This is a genomic window from Acinetobacter sp. 778_lipA, assembly GCF_058242985.1.
In genome coordinates this window covers 56,114-71,068 of the sequence record NZ_JBZAYT010000002.1, presented here as the reverse complement: position 1 = coordinate 71,068, position 14,955 = coordinate 56,114, and the positions used below count along the sequence as shown (strand labels likewise).

Sequence of the window (14,955 nt, the reverse complement as noted above, 5' to 3'; positions counted from 1 at the left end):
ATCAGAACAGGTAATTTTGTTATGGCGCCATTGCCATGCTTGTTATAAATAAAGCAAAAGCTGTGCCATAAATTATTTAAAAATCATTCAATTTTTTACGCTCTATTGGCTTTGTTGCATAAATATGTAAGCATCTGATTTAAATAAATTTAATTTTAGATCAAAAAATAATCAAAACTTTTAAAATCATATAGTTATGAAATCTTTGTGCAACAAAGCCCTTACCCAATAAAACAATGGATAGTTGTGTTAATACAACTATCCATTGTTTTATTTATTATTGCATACTATTGATTTAAAGCACCTATTATTGATTGTATTAATTCAACTAACACCATATCATGTTCAATAATATATTTAAAAATGTGGCTGCTATGAGTCTATATGAAGCATTAAAAAATGTGAAAAGTGAAGAAGATGTAAAAGATGCCTACATAAAAGCTTTAGGGTTAAAAGGTTTCACGAAAGGCTTGATTGATATTCAAACTAAAGAAATTTGGTTTGAAGCAAAAGACACAGGAAGACATAGTACCTATGCGATGTTCACCCAACTTTTACACTACGTTCAACAATCATTAAATCGTGGTGAAAATGTCCCCCCTTTTTTGGCGGTAATTGATACTGAAAAAGCTGCAATTATGAAAAGCAGCGATGTAATTCCTTTTTTAGAAAAAAAGACAGTTAAATGGGGTAAATCAGCAAGTAAATATACTCAAGAAGCTTTAGAAGTTATTTCTGCTTATATAGGCACATATATTGTGTCTTTTAAAATATCGACACATGAAGAAGAATTTATATCTACCGTCAAGTCTGCAATAAAATCAGGAGATATTAACCGAACTCAAATCACACCCAATAACCTGAAACAAGTGTTTGATAAATGGGTTGATATGATTGGTAAAGAAATTAAGGATGTAAATGAAGATGATTACACCCTTTTGTTCTTTGCTGACATTATGAATGATGGAGTTGTAAGTACACATAAAGACCTACCTGCTAAACTAGCATTTATCAGCAATACACCTGCCTTCATGTTGAATGGTCAAGTTTATGAGCTTGGGAATCGTGAAGGCTATCGTAGATTCTGGGCTATTTATCATAGACCACCAAAAGAAGAATATAGAAACTATCTATTAGAACGTAGAGATAGCTTAATTCCGATAGATGAACGTAGTTTTAAAGGTGCTTTTTATACCCCCCTACATGTAGTTGATAAAGCCTATGATAAGTTGGATACAGCTTTGGGTAAAAATTGGCAGAAAGATTATATTGTTTGGGATATGTGCTGTGGTGTGGGGAATCTTGAAGTTAAGCACTCTAACCATCGCAATATATTCATGAGTACATTAGATCAAGCTGATATTGATGTAATGAAGGCATCAAAGACTTGTGTGGCTGCTACACGTTTTCAATACGATTATCTTAATGATGACATTACTGCTGATGGGAAAATTGATTACAGTCTTACAGAAAAATTACCTTTAGAGTTAAGACAAGCCATTTCAGCAAGGAAAAAAATACTTATTCTAATTAATCCCCCATACGCTGAGGTTGGTACTGGTGCTGATAGTGGTAATAAGGCAGGTGTAGCAAATACCAAAGTAGCCAATCATCTAATGCACGACTATGGTAAAGCTAGTAATGAACTCTTTACTCAATTTGTCGCACGTATAGCACAAGAAATCCCTCAAGCTACAATCGCAATGTTTTCAAAACTAAAATACATTAATGCACCTAATTTTGAGAAATTTAGACATACATGGAGTGCAAAATATTTAGATGGATTTATCGTACACAGTAAGGCATTTGATGGATTAAAGGGTAATTTTCCTATTGGATTTCTAATATGGAAAACAGATCAAACTCTAAAAAATAAATGGACAATAGATACTGTTACAACAGAAATACTTGATAAAAAAGCACTTCCTATTGGAGAAAAGAGTTTTTATCACCTTCCAAATAGTAGCTATCTTAATGTTTGGATAAACCGTCCAAAAAGAAATAACTTAAAAGCGTTACCCTTAAAAAATGCCATAATGCCAGCCACATCAAAACCTAGAGTTGATACTTGGTCTGATAATGCTATTGGTTATATGTACTGTGGGAAAAATGATATGCAACATGCAGTGCAACAAACCGTACTTTTTTCTTCTCCATACGGTCAAGGAGATGGTTTCTTTATTAATCCTGAAAATTTATGGCAAGCGGCAGTCGTATTCAGTGTTAGACGTTTAATCAAGCCAACATGGATAAATGACCGTGATCAATTTTTACAACCTACTAATGAATTATCTGATGAGTTTAAGAATGATTGCTTAATTTGGATGTTATTTAACGGTAGCAATCTTACAGCCAGTGCAAACAATTTAGAATGGAACGGTGAGCAATGGAATATCACCAACCATTTCATTCCTTTTACCGAACAAGAACTTGATAGTCCTGATAGATTTGAAAGCGATTTCATGGTCAGGTATTTAATGGGTAAGACACTAAGTGATGAAGCTCAAAATGTTATGAATGCAGGTAAGGAATTATGGAAAAATTACTTCCAACATACAGATAATCATTCAGTTAGAGATGAATTAAAGTTAAATCGTGTAGATGTGGGTTGGTATCAAGTTAGGAATGCGCTTAAAGCAAGAAATAGTAGTGGAGATTATATCCCTGTATCTTTCTCTAACTTTGATAATGCCTATAAGGAATTAAGCGATAAACTAAAACCTATGGTATACGAATTAGGTTTCCTAAAAGAATAAGTTAATTTTGAATATGAAAGAAGGTTGAATATATCAACCTTCTTTTTTAGCCAATTAGATAGTTGTGTTGATAGTTGTGTTGATAGCTGTGTTGATAGTTGTGTTGATAGTTTTTTTAATGATTTTACTATACAACTATAATAAGTATGTAATAGAATTAATTTATTAGGTTTTTTATAAAATTACTGCATTTAGGGATCACATATGTCTGAAAATAGATTTACTAAAGCTAGACAGAATAAGGAGTTTACACATATTGATGTAAACTCTGATGCTAAAAATTCAACTGGTGCTACTCCATCCAATAAGATCATAACTAGAAATAAAAGTGTGGTTCTTCTTGAGCCAAATACATTGCCAGTATCCACAAGATCACGAACAAAGAATGGTAGAAATCTCACTATTCCATTATTCGTAGAAGAACTAAATATTATTGAAAAAGCAGTAGCTATATTGGGTCAAAAAAGTGATACCTCTATAAACAATTTCATTCGACAAACAATCCTTGACCAATGCAAAAAGATCATAGGGAAAGATGAATATCAAAAGATGCTGAGTCAACAGTTGAATGTAATTAAAACACCTAAAGAAAAAAATTAACGTCCGTAAAACAAAACCATTAATACAACTATTAATAGTTTTGTTGTTGATTGTATAAAGGCTTACTTATGGCAAAAATAATATGTGTTGCTAATCGAAAAGGTGGGGTAGGAAAAACAACCCTTGCTACTAACCTAGCTGTTGCATTAAACAACAAGGGAAAAAGTATTCTAATAGATGCTGACGAACAACAGTCTGCTTTCAAATGGGCTAATCAGAGAGATGATATTGAATGCATAACTATTCATTCCGATCTATTAGAAAAGTTGGAACAACTAGATAAGGAATATGAATATATCCTTATTGATGTTGCTGGTCGTGATTCTACTATTTTCCGTGAAGCCTTACTTGTATCTGATACTTTAATTGGGCTTTGTTGCATAAATATGTAAGCATCTGATTTAAATAAATTTAATTTTAGATCAAAAAATAATCAAAACTTTTAAAATCATATAGTTATGAAATCTTTGTGCAACAAAGCCACTTCAAGATCAAGTACTTAAAATTATCAAAATGGTAAAAAGAATAAATTTAAATCGTTAAATAGAAAATCATGTAAAAATACTCAAAATCTTGCAATAAGTACAATCGCAACGTAAGATGAGAATTGCAGTGAAGTCATTTTAAATTCCGTGTACGGCAAATTGCATTACATGGAACAAACCCACAATAGTTACAGCTATTGTGGGTCATTATCCCCTGTTCTCAACTAAGTTATAAGAAAAATACCCCTATCATTCGATTAATTCCTTTATATAAATAATAAAGTAAATATTTGTTTTCCATGAAATTTTATAAAATTCAGTATTAGACCTGTGGCGAAAACTTATCAAACGAAGTATTGGTTAATCTTTTTCTTCAACATCTTCCTTAAACTCAAACAAATCATTCATCGTACAGTTAAAGTATTTACATAACTTATCGGCGACTGGCAATTCAATACGTACAGCACGATCATAATACATACTCGTGAGCGTATTGCGATTGATGCCTGTCGCACGTACTACATCACTTAATTTTAAAATTTTTCGATCGCCCATGAGGCTGGATAACTTGCAAGTAATCATATATCAATTAATTTACAAAAAAATAACCTACTAAAAGTTATTTTAAGTTGTTGACTGAGTAATACCCTGCTATATTTAACCTACAGCAGATCATTACAACTCATAGAAAGCATAATTCATCTATTTCAACTAAATTATAACTTTTTAAATGTAAGGATTGAAGCTGTATTAGATTATTTTGTGGAGATGACCGCCATGTTGCCAAATGAATTATTGATCAGCCAGCAAGCTCGTGACTTAGGAAATCAATTAATTAAAGAAATGAACATCAATAGAAGTTACGGAATGGCTAATTTTCTTGGAGTAAATACTTGCTATGATAATCATCAGGCTGTACTTATTTGGACATTTCAACTTCTTGAAAGGGAACCTACCTTAAACGAATTAGCAGAAATTAAAAAATATTTTCTTTTAATCTTTCCAGATAGTGTTTATCAATTAGCCTAAGTTGTTTTTAAAAATTATTTTCAGGGGGGGATTACCGGATAGTCTGATAATTCTGAATAAGATCATAATCCGCTGACGTTTAACTAATATTTACGAAATTCCACACTGACTGTATGGTGGATGGTACTCCATCGAGGTATAGAAACATTGGCTTAAAATAGGATTCAAGTTACATAATAAAAAAAGTCCAGAATTTATAGGCTTAATCTGGACAAAAAGGAAACTAAGAAAAAGAAATCTTGCTTAAAGTTAGGCAATTACTCCATGGAATTTCGTAGCAACCCAATCTGCAATCATAGAGCCCGCATTGGGAGCTATACTTTTCTATCAACGATGTATAGTCAAACTACTTTATTATTCATACAAGATTCGAAAAAAACTCGAAATAACTCATCGACTGAGTCGATCAACCATTCTTTACGCTTACGTTTAACCCATGCCCACATGTGTTCTATAGGATTTAAATCAGGGCTGTATGCAGGAAGCCAAAGAATTTTATGCCCTTGTTGTTCCAATAACTCCTGAATATCTGCTCTTTTATGAAATGCTGCATTATCCATAACCACTTCACTATTTTCTGGTAATGCCGGTATGAGGAATTGCTCAATCCAAAAATGAAAAACATCTGAATTGATTTTGCAGTCAAATAAACCGACTGAAAATAACTTACCCTCATGGATTGCTCCAATGGCATTGGTCTGATTCTTTAATTGCCAATTATATTGCCATAAACAGGGTACTCCTTTTCGTGAGTAGCCATGAGGTCTATAATCATGTGACTTAAAACCACTTTCATCCAGATAAATAATCGGATGGTTTTTTTCTAATTCATTCACTTGCAGAATAAATTTATCCCTAAGCTTTGTATCTGCTTTAGGATGGCTTAACGTCTTTTTTTAACTGTAATATTTAAGCGCTTTAATGCAGCACCAATAGATGAAACACCACAATTAAAACGTGCAGCACGTTCATATTGATAAGCATCAGGATACTTTTCAACATCTTCACGTAAAGCATCATCGTTAATTTTAGAAGGTTTACGTACACGAGTTTTTTTAATCTCTATACGTTTCTTCCATTCAACAATGGTATTTTTATTAATTTCAAATTGTGCAGCTACCGCTCGAATAGAATAACCTTCCTCAAGCTTAGCTAAAATTTTACGTCTAAAATGTTCTGAATAACTCATTGCACCATTGTATTGGTTTTATAATGATTTGACTATACAAGCTATTTTATACTATGTACGACAAGGCATGGGGGTGGCATTATTGCCTGACTTGATCCTAGACACTATCACTACCTCTCCCGATTATTCTTAATTTTCGATGGGTATATTCATCCTTTTAATGACTGATGTGTGCTGAAAAAACAGGAGGTTTTAACTTGGTAAACCATACATACTCATCAGGAGTTTACCATGAGCAAGAAACACAAGACGTATACGGCAGAATTTAAAGCTGAAACCATCAAAGCAATAGAAGCCATTCAAGGCAATGTATCTAAAAACAGCTAGAGAACTCGGCATTTCCATGCAGACCCTTTCGCATTAGAATAATAAGGCAAAAGCAGGGACTTTAGCTGGTACTAAATAGTATTCATCTGATCTAAACGCTTTGCTCGAAGAAAATAAGCAACTTAAACAGCAGCTTAAATCCGCTGAAATGGTGAAATGGAACGTGAATTTCTAAAAAAGGCAGTAGCGTACTTTGCCAAATAAAGTCAGTAAGGTACGCCTATGTGAAATCCCAAAACACTTATTTCCGATTATTTTGATGGCACGATTACTTCATGTATCAGTTTCACGCTTTTATGATTGGCTAAAACGAGGTGTGAATAAACGATTAGTTCAGGTGGCCTAACTTAAATAAAAAGTCTCAGACAAACCGGGTACGGTTCACTATTTTTGTCGTGTACAGAGAGTTTTTCTATATAAAAGTATGATACTCACCTAGCCATTACTTAAATAATCACCCCACCACTGCATCATTTCAGTCCGTTGAACTAAGTAATCAGCATGATTATAACTGGCACGGGTACGGTTCTTATCAATATGTGAAAGTTGTGCCTCAATCCAATTATCTTGAAATAAACCTGAGTCATTCAAAATGGTACTAAAAGTGGAACGTAGTCCATGAGAGGATAATTGATGTTTGCCATAGCCCATCTTACGAATAGCCATATTTAATGTATTGAAATGAATCGGTTGATTGTGTTTCCGAGGGCTTGCAAAAATATATTTTTCACCGTATGACCATTGCATGACGTCTTTTAAAATCTCTAAAGCCTGATCTGAAAGTGGTACTAAAAAGTCTGGAATCTCATGGCCTAAAATGACTTTACGTCGAAATTGTTTAATATGCAAGGCAGGAATTTTCCATATTTTTGCATTTAAATCAAAATGATGAGGCTCAGCCAATAACAATTCAGCCCCTCGCACTCCAGTATGTAATTTGAACATTAGTGCTTTTTTAATAATGGGATGGGCATCCAATTTTTGTAAGTTATTCTTAAATTCGGATATTTCCTCCGCTTTTAAATACGGATAGTTCTTCTTAATTTTACTGTTGATTACAATTTTATTTAAACCATGAGCGATATTATATTCACAATAACCCATCGCTACAGCGTAATCATAAATTTGGTTCAAATAGCTACAAGCTTTTTTGACTGGTTCTTTTACTTGGCGCGCCTCTATTTTTTTTATTACTGAAACCAAGTCATAGCGCTTGACGTTTTCAAAAGGTAAATCCTGAAGGTCTGGGTAAATATCATGCTGTAAACATCTTTCTGCTAACTGTAGTACACCGCAGCGGGGTAAATCATTAAATGCATTCTTAAGTTTGAACTGTAGCCATTCCTCCCCTACTTTACGAAAAGTAATTACATTAGAAATAGTATCTTTTTCAAAACTAAAATTATTGTCTTTAAAATCATCTCTGACTTGTCGTGCCTTTTTCAGTGATAAATCAGGATAAAGTCCTAACTGAATGCGGCGACGTTTTTTTATTTGTGGATCTGTATAGCGATAACACCAAGATTTTCTTCCATTCGGCTCAATCTTCAGGCTAAGTCCATCTTCATCAGATAAAAAACAAGTTTTTTCCTTGCAATGCGCTTGGCGAACTTTAATTTCTGTAAGACTCATGAAATTTAAATGAAACCTCTCAGAGGATTGATTGTATCAATTATATCAAAATAGAACGCTTAATATATGATGCGTAGGCTACGCATCATATAAAATTGTAATACACTGTTTTATATATTTATTGTTATTAGTATTTTTATTTTAGTAACCATCTTAAGTCCCACCTCTACTTAATATGTAAGATGAGATAAATAAGCAGCTAATTACACTAACCTGAGTTAGATATAAAAAAGAGTAGAAAAAAATCCGGTGGTGTTTTAAAAAGTATGCTGACATTAAATGAAGCCATTATTGATGTAAAAGAAGGTTAAGTCGAAGGCTTTAAAATGGTTTTCAAGCTTTTTGGAGAAATTACAACTTCTTCTAAAACCACGCCTTATTCGATGCCTTAATAAATAAGAGTATCCATGTCTATCCTCAACTTTACTTATTTTCAGATAGCAACCAATCGAGAGCACTCATTTTTACAATACCATTATAATTTGCTTCAGTCCCTATCGTGTCTAAGGTAAGTAAATATTTGGGATACGAATCAGAAATTTTCTGTAATGGACGTAACTCTCGGCTAAGTGTCTCTTCATTGAGCGTTTCTAATGCCACTTGATAATAAGTTAAATTCTGTAAAGTATCGACAGCAACAAAATCAATTTCATATTCATCAACCCGCCCTACATAGACGGTATAACCTCGTCTGACAAGCTCAAGATAAATCACATTTTCTAAGATATGACCTTGATCAGCATTAGCATCAGGCAACATAATCCGGCGCAATCCGACATCAACTAAATAGTATTTTTCAGAGGATTGTAATAACTCACGCCCGCGTACTTTAAATTGTGCGGCACTATAAAATAACAAACTGTCCTGTAAGCCCTGAATATAGCGTTTTACTGTTTCAAATGAAATTTTAACCCCACTTGAAACAAAGGTATTTTTAATTTTATTGATGGAAATAGGTGAGCCTGTCACGCTTGCCAAATATCTTGCGACACGCTCGAGAGAGTTAATATCGGCAGTATTCAAACGGGGAATAACATCTTTAAACATTACACTGGCATAGACCGCTTGCAAGTAATCATAAGTTTCCTGCTGGCTAGTCATGACAAGCGTATAAGGGAAACTACTGCGCGTATACATGGCATACAAATCACGATTGGATAATTGTTGGATGATCGGATTATTTTCAATATGCCACAGTTTAAATTCTTGGAATGACAGAGGTAGAACATGTTGCTCGATATAGCGTCCTGTAAGTAAAGTCGCAAGTTCTCCACTTAGAAAGAATGCATTTGAGCCTGTAATATATAAATCGATATAATCCCGAACATATAAAGAGTCGACTACTTTCTCAAAATTTGTAACATGTTGTATTTCATCTAAAAAAACATAGTTTTTTTTAATTTTATCAACTTTGGACAATACATAATCATGTAGTTTACGGTAATCGGTGAGTTCTTCAAATTCCATAAATTCGAAGTTGATGGCAATGATGTTTTCGGCTTGTACACCCTGTGCTTTTAGGTCTTGTTGAAACATCGCCAATAAGGTGGATTTTCCAGAGCGACGCACACCTGAAAGTACTTTAATGACATCACGGTCTTGCCATGTATTCAGAAATTTTAAGTAGCCATCACGTCGAATATTAGCGCTTCTCATTATTTACACTTAGAATCTAAAGTTTTAATAAATTCTATCAAATTTTAGAACGTATATGTAAATATATTTAATTTTAAAAAAAGTTTAAAGGTTAAGTGAAACACTCAAAGCTGCTGTTAAAGTATGCGGATAGTAAATGTAACAAAAATCTAGATTCTATCTTTTTTGATTATTTTCCATGTCATGTTATGTCATTGATGCTGCGACTTAACGGCTATATAAATTAAGTGAAAAGTAAATGGAACTAAGATGTTAACTAGAGTGGAACTCATTTTTGTTGTGCTAATGGTATCAGCCTTATTGCGCATGAAATGCTAAAAGGTTTATTTTTTAAGATCATCAGATTAAGTGCATTTTGATAATGAATAAAGCTCCGTGTGGCGCTTTATTCATCCTAGCCACCAATATTGCAAAATGCGATAAAATGTTATGCATGTGATCACCCACACTCGAATTATAGAAGCAATGCAAAAGTGGCCACAGGCTGAAACGGCATTAGATGGTTGGTATCGAACCATAAAGGCAAACGATCCGAAAGATTTTGCTGAGATGAAACATCTCTTTCCAGAGGTCGATAAAGTTGGAAAGTTCCATGTATTCGATATTGGCGGGAACAAGATCCGACTTATTGCAGTCGTGATGTATCAAGCAAAACGTGTGTATATCCGTGATGTCTTGTACCATAAAGAATATGACAAAGGTCATTGGAAGGAAGGTTAGTATGAACGCGATGATTAAACAGGCCGTAGACCACTGGCACTGCGTTGCACCATTGCTCAGCAAGCCAGAAAATGAAGACGACTTTCATACACTTGTTGAAGCTTTAGATGAACTTTTAGATACTGTTGGTGATGACGAGTCCCATCCTTTAATGGGGCTTACTCATCAGCTTGGTGATTTGGTTTCTGATTATGAAAATGAGCATCTTCCTATGCCTAAAGGGGACGGTCGTGCTGCTTTGGCTTTTTTGATGGAGCAACATGGTTTAGGTCAGTCTGACTTAACAGAGGTTGCAACACCATCAGTGATTTCTGAGATTTTAAGTGGTAAACGCCAACTGAATATTCGTCATATTAAGGCATTGTCTGAGCGGTTTAATGTATCGGCAGATACGTTTTTCTAAAAGAGAGGTGGATCAGGAAATTTGGCTCAATTAGGGGTACTTTGCCTTTCAAATCTTTGTGCAACAAAGCCCAGAGAATCTATAAATGATAGTGCGTAAGTCCTAGAGTATATAAAATTGTCATACCATCATCTTAACTTTGAAGATCGTACTGCATTAATGCTTGAGTCAAGAAAAGAAGGCTTTTCAGCCAGAAAATTTGCTGAACTCATTAAAACACATCCTAGTACGATCTATCGTGAGCTTAAAAGAAATAGCATCAATGACGTTTATCAAGCGATAACCAATGCTGCGAATTTTGATCTTGAACCGTACCGGGTTTGTCGGAGACTTTTTGTTTAAGTTAGGCCACCTGACCTAACGGGTTAATTTTATCATAGTACATCGCTTCAAAATCAAAAGGTGATACATAACCTAGTGAACTATGTATACGTTCTTTATTGAACCAATCTACCAAATTTAATGTGGCAAGTTGTATATCACCCAAACCACGCCAATCTGCTTTTAAATATTCAATCACCTCTGTTTTGTACAACCCATTCACTGTTTCAGCCAATGCATTATCGTATGAATCCCCCGTAGTGCCGACTGATGCTCGTAAATTCGCTGCTTCTAAACGGTTGGTATAGCGAATTGAAAGATACTGTACGCCTCTGTCACTATGATGAATCACGTTATTTGGCATTCCTCGATCATGCAATGCCTGCTCAAGTGCAGCGAGCACCATGTCGGTATTCATCCGTGTTGATACTTTCCATCCAACAATTGCTCGTGAGAACACATCAATAATAAATGCGGTATAGACCCAGCCTGAATTGGTTTGAATATACGTGAAGTCGGCCACCCACAAGTGATCAGGATGATCAGCTTTAAAATTGCGTTTTACTAAATCATCTGCTGATTTTTGATCATCTCGGCTACGCGTTGTTTGTTTATTCTTACCACGCCAAACACCTTGTATACCTAGCTGTTGCATCAATCGAGCAACTGTACAACGTGCAATAACATAGCCTTCGTGTCTTAGTTTTTGCCAGACTTTGCGCACACCATAACGACCTGAACTTTCTTTCCAAATACGTTTAATCTGTTCAGCATGATGTTGATCATGTAGATCTCGTTTCGCTCGATGTTCTGGATTTTCTACAAGATCTAAAGTCCGGTAATAAGTTGAAGGTGCGATAGGTAAAATTCTACAAATCGCCTCGACTCCGTACGGCTCTTTATTATTATGGATAAAATCCATCATTATTTGTGTGGGCGGTCGAGCTCCGCCTGGGCGAAAAAAGCGGCTGCTTTGCGTAGAATTTCATTGGCACGTTGCAGCTCTTTATTTTCACGTTCGAGCTGTTTAATACGTTCTTGATCTGAAAGCTGCTGTACTTTAACTGGATTTTGTTGATCCAAATATTTTTGATGCCAGGAACGTAGTGTTTCAGGGGTACAACCAATTTTAGGTGCAATTGCTGTGATTGCAGCCCAAGTAGAAGGATAATCTTTTTCGGATTCAATCAATAATTGAACCGCTCTGTCTCTGATTTCAGGAGTATATTTTGGTTTTGTCATTGGGACATTCTCTCAAGAAAAATGGTCTCCGACAAACCCGGTACGGTTCAAAATGACGATGCTTGTCCTTTACGTAGTGCACGCATGACTTCAATACCTTTAATTGTGGCATAAGCCGTCTTCATAGATTTGAATCCTAATGTGGCCCTGATGATCCGCTTTAGCTTGCCATGATCACATTCAATCACGTTATTTTTATACTTAATCTGCCTGTGCTCAAGGTCTGGTGGACATTTACCTTCCCGTTTTAACCGTGATAAAGCACGTCCATATGTGGGTGCTTTATCCGTGTTGATCACTTGTGGAATTTGCCACTTCTTCACATTATTTAAAATTTTTCCAAGAAAACAATATGCTGATTTGGTATTACGTCTAGAAGAAAGATAAAAATCAATGGTATCGCCACGTTGATCGACTGCACGATACAGATAAGACCATCGTCCATTCACTTTTACATAGGTTTCATCAATATGCCACGAGCTCAGATCTGTAGGATTACGCCAATACCAGCGTAAACGTTTTTCTATTTCAGGAGCATAACGTTGAACCCAACGGTAAATAGTCGTGTGATCAACATTCACACCCCGTTCGGCCAGCATTTCCTGCAGTTCACGATAGCTAATGCCATATTTACAATACCAGCGCACAGCCCAAAGAATGATTTCGCCCTGAAAATGCCGACCATGGAAAGGATTCATATGCTGCACCTTTAGCTAAAACAGTCTTCAGCTTACCATTCGTGGTTATTTGCAACAGTGCCCTTACTTCAAAGCCAAAATTTTTCGGGCACCATTAAGTACGAATAAAGAAACCAGTATGCCAATGATTAAGTCTGGATAAGCTGATCCGGTCCACGCCACGAGTACACCGGCAAATATAACGCCCATATTTACGACAACGTCATTCGCCGAGAAAATCCAACTGGCTTTCATATGTGCGCCATCTTCTCGATGACCAGAAATAAGATATAAGCATGTCACGTTAGCTATAAGTGCGAGCAGGCCAATAACAATCATGAGCGTTGATTCTGGCTCGCTTCCAAACATGAATCGTCTAATGACATCAACAATCACGATAACAGCAAGTAATAACTGAATCCAACCTGCGAAATGGGCTGCTTTTATTTGATATTTCGCAGCTTTTCCGACGGCATATAGTGCAATACCATAAACGGCTGCATCGGCAAACATATCTAGAGAATCAGCAATCAATCCTGTAGACGCAGCAATAATACCGCTGATGAATTCTATAAAGAAAAGTAGAGCATTAATACCTAATAACAGTTTAAGTACTTTAGCTTGTCTCACAGGATCAGGTTCATTAGGTATATCGCCTGAAGAAAGCTGTATTTCATCAAGTTTCGCCCCAAAACCCAGTCCTTCGAGTTTAGCCGTAATTTGCTGAATCCCTTCATTATGGAAGACTTTCAGTTTTCGATTGGGAAGATCAAAAGTAAGACCTTTAACTGCTTCAATATCTGCAAGAGCCATACGGACCATTTGCTCTTCAGCAGAGCAATCCATTTTAGGAATGGTGTAGGTACTTGTTTGCTTAGCCTGTTGATTGCTTATATAAGTTTCAGTCTTCACAAGCTTTGCACCAAAACCCAAAGCTTCAAGTTTGGTGGTTATATTTTCATCTTTTTGATTATGTAGAACCTTTAAAGAACGGTTAGGTAAATCAAAGATGAGTTTTTGAACACCATCAATTGAAGATAGCGCCATACGAACCATCTGTTCTTCCGCAGAACAATCCATTTTGGGAACTAAGTATTCACTCATGTAGTGCGAATCTTTTAAAACGTCTTCAGTGCTTAAATTTTCTTTGGGATCAGAACCACAACAGGATTGAGCGGTATCTTCACAACTGTTTGAAGTGTTACAGCAAGGAGATGAAGATTTTTTTTCTTCCTCTTCACCACAACAGCTAAGCGTATTATCACAATTCTTTGAATTGTTTGCTTCTGCAATTGATGGATGATTTTCTTGTTGAGATTTCTTATCTTCGCATGGTGTTTCTTTACTACATCCACAACCACTCATAATTATACCCATTAAAAAAATTATAAACTTTGAATATTAGAATCCCTATAGTTACTATAGAGTCAAGAATCTTTGGAAATACTAACTCAATGCATTTAAAAATTGGTGAACTCTCTAAAAAAACCTCATGTTCAGTATTAACAATTAGGTTTTATGAAAAGGAAGGTTTAATTCCGGAACCGGAAAGAACGGAAGGAAATTACCGCCTTTACGATGTAGGCTATGTTGAGCGAATTAAATTTATTTTGAATTGCCGAACTTTAAATATGAGTTTGAATGAAATTCGTCAATTACTTACCTATAAAGACAAACCTGAGAAAAATTGTTCAGATGTGAATGAATTAATTGACTTACATGTCAGTGCTATCAGAGAAAATATAATCAAGCAACAAAAGCTTATTGAACAACTATCTGATTTAAGAGGTACTTGTGATGGTTTATGTACAATTGACCAATGTGGAGTTTTAAAAAATCTAGCTTGATTATCTAGACCTATGCTTTTTTCAAAAAATCGGCACTGTTGCAAATAACCACGAATGGTAAGCTGAAGACT

At 35.2% G+C, this 14,955-nt stretch carries 15 protein-coding genes, 3 pseudogenes and 1 other annotated feature; of the genes and pseudogenes, 9 read left to right on the top strand and 9 right to left on the bottom strand.

Annotated features, from left to right (window positions below):
- Positions 1-374 precede the first annotated feature (374 nt).
- The 3 genes from AC4CUY_RS21495 (at position 375) to AC4CUY_RS21485 (ending at position 3,748) form a co-directional block, all read left to right on the top strand.
- Positions 375-2,756, top strand: coding sequence for a hypothetical protein (locus AC4CUY_RS21495; RefSeq protein ID WP_042874539.1), 2,382 nt, complete (start codon positions 375-377; stop codon positions 2,754-2,756).
- Between the two features lie 204 nt (positions 2,757-2,960).
- Complete coding sequence (locus AC4CUY_RS21490) at positions 2,961-3,356, top strand: hypothetical protein (protein ID WP_004637098.1); 396 nt, start codon at positions 2,961-2,963, stop codon at positions 3,354-3,356.
- A gap of 68 nt (positions 3,357-3,424) precedes the next feature.
- On the top strand, positions 3,425-3,748 hold the full coding sequence (locus AC4CUY_RS21485; RefSeq protein WP_490774696.1) for an AAA family ATPase: 324 nt from the start codon (positions 3,425-3,427) through the stop codon (positions 3,746-3,748).
- A 453-nt stretch (positions 3,749-4,201) separates the two neighbouring features.
- Here the strand turns inward: AC4CUY_RS21485 and AC4CUY_RS21480 are convergent, their stop codons facing one another.
- The gene (locus tag AC4CUY_RS21480) at positions 4,202-4,423 is read right to left on the bottom strand and encodes a helix-turn-helix domain-containing protein (protein ID WP_035245357.1); all 222 of its coding nucleotides are present in this window, start codon (positions 4,421-4,423) and stop codon (positions 4,202-4,204) included.
- 195 nt (positions 4,424-4,618) lie between these two features.
- On the opposite strand from AC4CUY_RS21480, the gene AC4CUY_RS21475 reads away from it, so the two are divergent.
- Positions 4,619-4,870: a hypothetical protein gene (locus AC4CUY_RS21475; protein ID WP_004986445.1), complete on the top strand. Its 252-nt coding sequence runs from the start codon at positions 4,619-4,621 to the stop codon at positions 4,868-4,870.
- Between the two features lie 341 nt (positions 4,871-5,211).
- Here AC4CUY_RS21475 and AC4CUY_RS21470 read toward each other — a convergent pair whose 3' ends face one another.
- Positions 5,212-5,706 carry an IS630 family transposase gene (locus AC4CUY_RS21470; protein WP_004637102.1) on the bottom strand — a complete coding sequence of 165 codons (495 nt, stop codon included), beginning with the start codon at positions 5,704-5,706 and terminating at the stop codon, positions 5,212-5,214.
- A gap of 47 nt (positions 5,707-5,753) precedes the next feature.
- The gene (locus AC4CUY_RS21465) at positions 5,754-6,059 is read right to left on the bottom strand and encodes an IS630 transposase-related protein (RefSeq protein ID WP_000122230.1); all 306 of its coding nucleotides are present in this window, start codon (positions 6,057-6,059) and stop codon (positions 5,754-5,756) included.
- Positions 6,060-6,290: 231 nt separating this feature from the next.
- Between AC4CUY_RS21465 and AC4CUY_RS21460 the strand changes: the two are divergent.
- Positions 6,291-6,723: pseudogene (locus AC4CUY_RS21460) on the top strand (transposase); the annotation flags it as partial.
- 98 nt (positions 6,724-6,821) lie between these two features.
- On the opposite strand, the gene AC4CUY_RS21455 reads toward AC4CUY_RS21460, so the two are convergent.
- From AC4CUY_RS21455 to AC4CUY_RS21445, 3 genes and pseudogenes are all read right to left on the bottom strand, one after another.
- On the bottom strand, positions 6,822-8,018 hold the full coding sequence (locus AC4CUY_RS21455) for a tyrosine-type recombinase/integrase (RefSeq protein WP_000059655.1): 1,197 nt from the start codon (positions 8,016-8,018) through the stop codon (positions 6,822-6,824).
- Positions 8,019-8,293: 275 nt separating this feature from the next.
- A pseudogene (locus AC4CUY_RS21450) lies at positions 8,294-8,410 on the bottom strand (IS1 family transposase); the annotation flags it as partial.
- A gap of 31 nt (positions 8,411-8,441) precedes the next feature.
- Complete coding sequence (locus AC4CUY_RS21445) at positions 8,442-9,674, bottom strand: ATP-binding protein (protein ID WP_490774695.1); 1,233 nt, start codon at positions 9,672-9,674, stop codon at positions 8,442-8,444.
- A 429-nt stretch (positions 9,675-10,103) separates the two neighbouring features.
- Here AC4CUY_RS21445 and AC4CUY_RS21440 point away from each other — a divergent pair, with 429 nt between their 5' ends.
- The 3 genes and pseudogenes from AC4CUY_RS21440 to AC4CUY_RS21430 all read left to right on the top strand — a co-directional run.
- A complete protein-coding gene (locus AC4CUY_RS21440; RefSeq protein ID WP_000558186.1) occupies positions 10,104-10,394 on the top strand; it encodes a type II toxin-antitoxin system HigB family toxin in 291 nt (96 codons plus the stop codon).
- 1 nt (position 10,395) lies between these two features.
- Positions 10,396-10,797 carry a helix-turn-helix domain-containing protein gene (locus AC4CUY_RS21435; protein ID WP_000993197.1) on the top strand — a complete coding sequence of 134 codons (402 nt, stop codon included), beginning with the start codon at positions 10,396-10,398 and terminating at the stop codon, positions 10,795-10,797.
- Between the two features lie 117 nt (positions 10,798-10,914).
- A pseudogene (locus AC4CUY_RS21430) lies at positions 10,915-11,076 on the top strand (helix-turn-helix domain-containing protein); the annotation flags it as partial.
- A gap of 64 nt (positions 11,077-11,140) precedes the next feature.
- Here AC4CUY_RS21430 and AC4CUY_RS21425 read toward each other — a convergent pair.
- The 3 genes from AC4CUY_RS21425 to AC4CUY_RS21415 all read right to left on the bottom strand — a co-directional run bounded on the left by AC4CUY_RS21425 (position 11,141) and on the right by AC4CUY_RS21415 (position 14,402).
- A protein-coding gene (locus AC4CUY_RS21425) for an IS3 family transposase (protein WP_280097166.1) occupies positions 11,141-12,360 on the bottom strand; the annotation gives its coding sequence in 2 pieces (ribosomal slippage) (positions 11,141-12,084 and positions 12,084-12,360; 1,221 coding nt in all).
- Positions 11,969-12,085, bottom strand: a sequence feature (AL1L pseudoknot). Its footprint overlaps the gene before it by 117 nt.
- Before the next feature lie 47 nt (positions 12,361-12,407).
- On the bottom strand, positions 12,408-13,058 hold the full coding sequence (locus AC4CUY_RS21420) for an IS6 family transposase (RefSeq protein ID WP_004777953.1): 651 nt from the start codon (positions 13,056-13,058) through the stop codon (positions 12,408-12,410).
- Between the two features lie 63 nt (positions 13,059-13,121).
- Positions 13,122-14,402 carry a cation efflux transmembrane domain-containing protein gene (locus AC4CUY_RS21415; RefSeq protein ID WP_005093338.1) on the bottom strand — a complete coding sequence of 427 codons (1,281 nt, stop codon included), beginning with the start codon at positions 14,400-14,402 and terminating at the stop codon, positions 13,122-13,124.
- Between the two features lie 89 nt (positions 14,403-14,491).
- Here AC4CUY_RS21415 and cadR point away from each other — a divergent pair, with 89 nt between their 5' ends.
- A complete protein-coding gene (gene cadR, locus AC4CUY_RS21410) occupies positions 14,492-14,884 on the top strand; it encodes a Cd(II)/Pb(II)-responsive transcriptional regulator (protein WP_000550240.1) in 393 nt (130 codons plus the stop codon).
- The last annotated feature ends 71 nt before the right edge of the window (positions 14,885-14,955 follow it).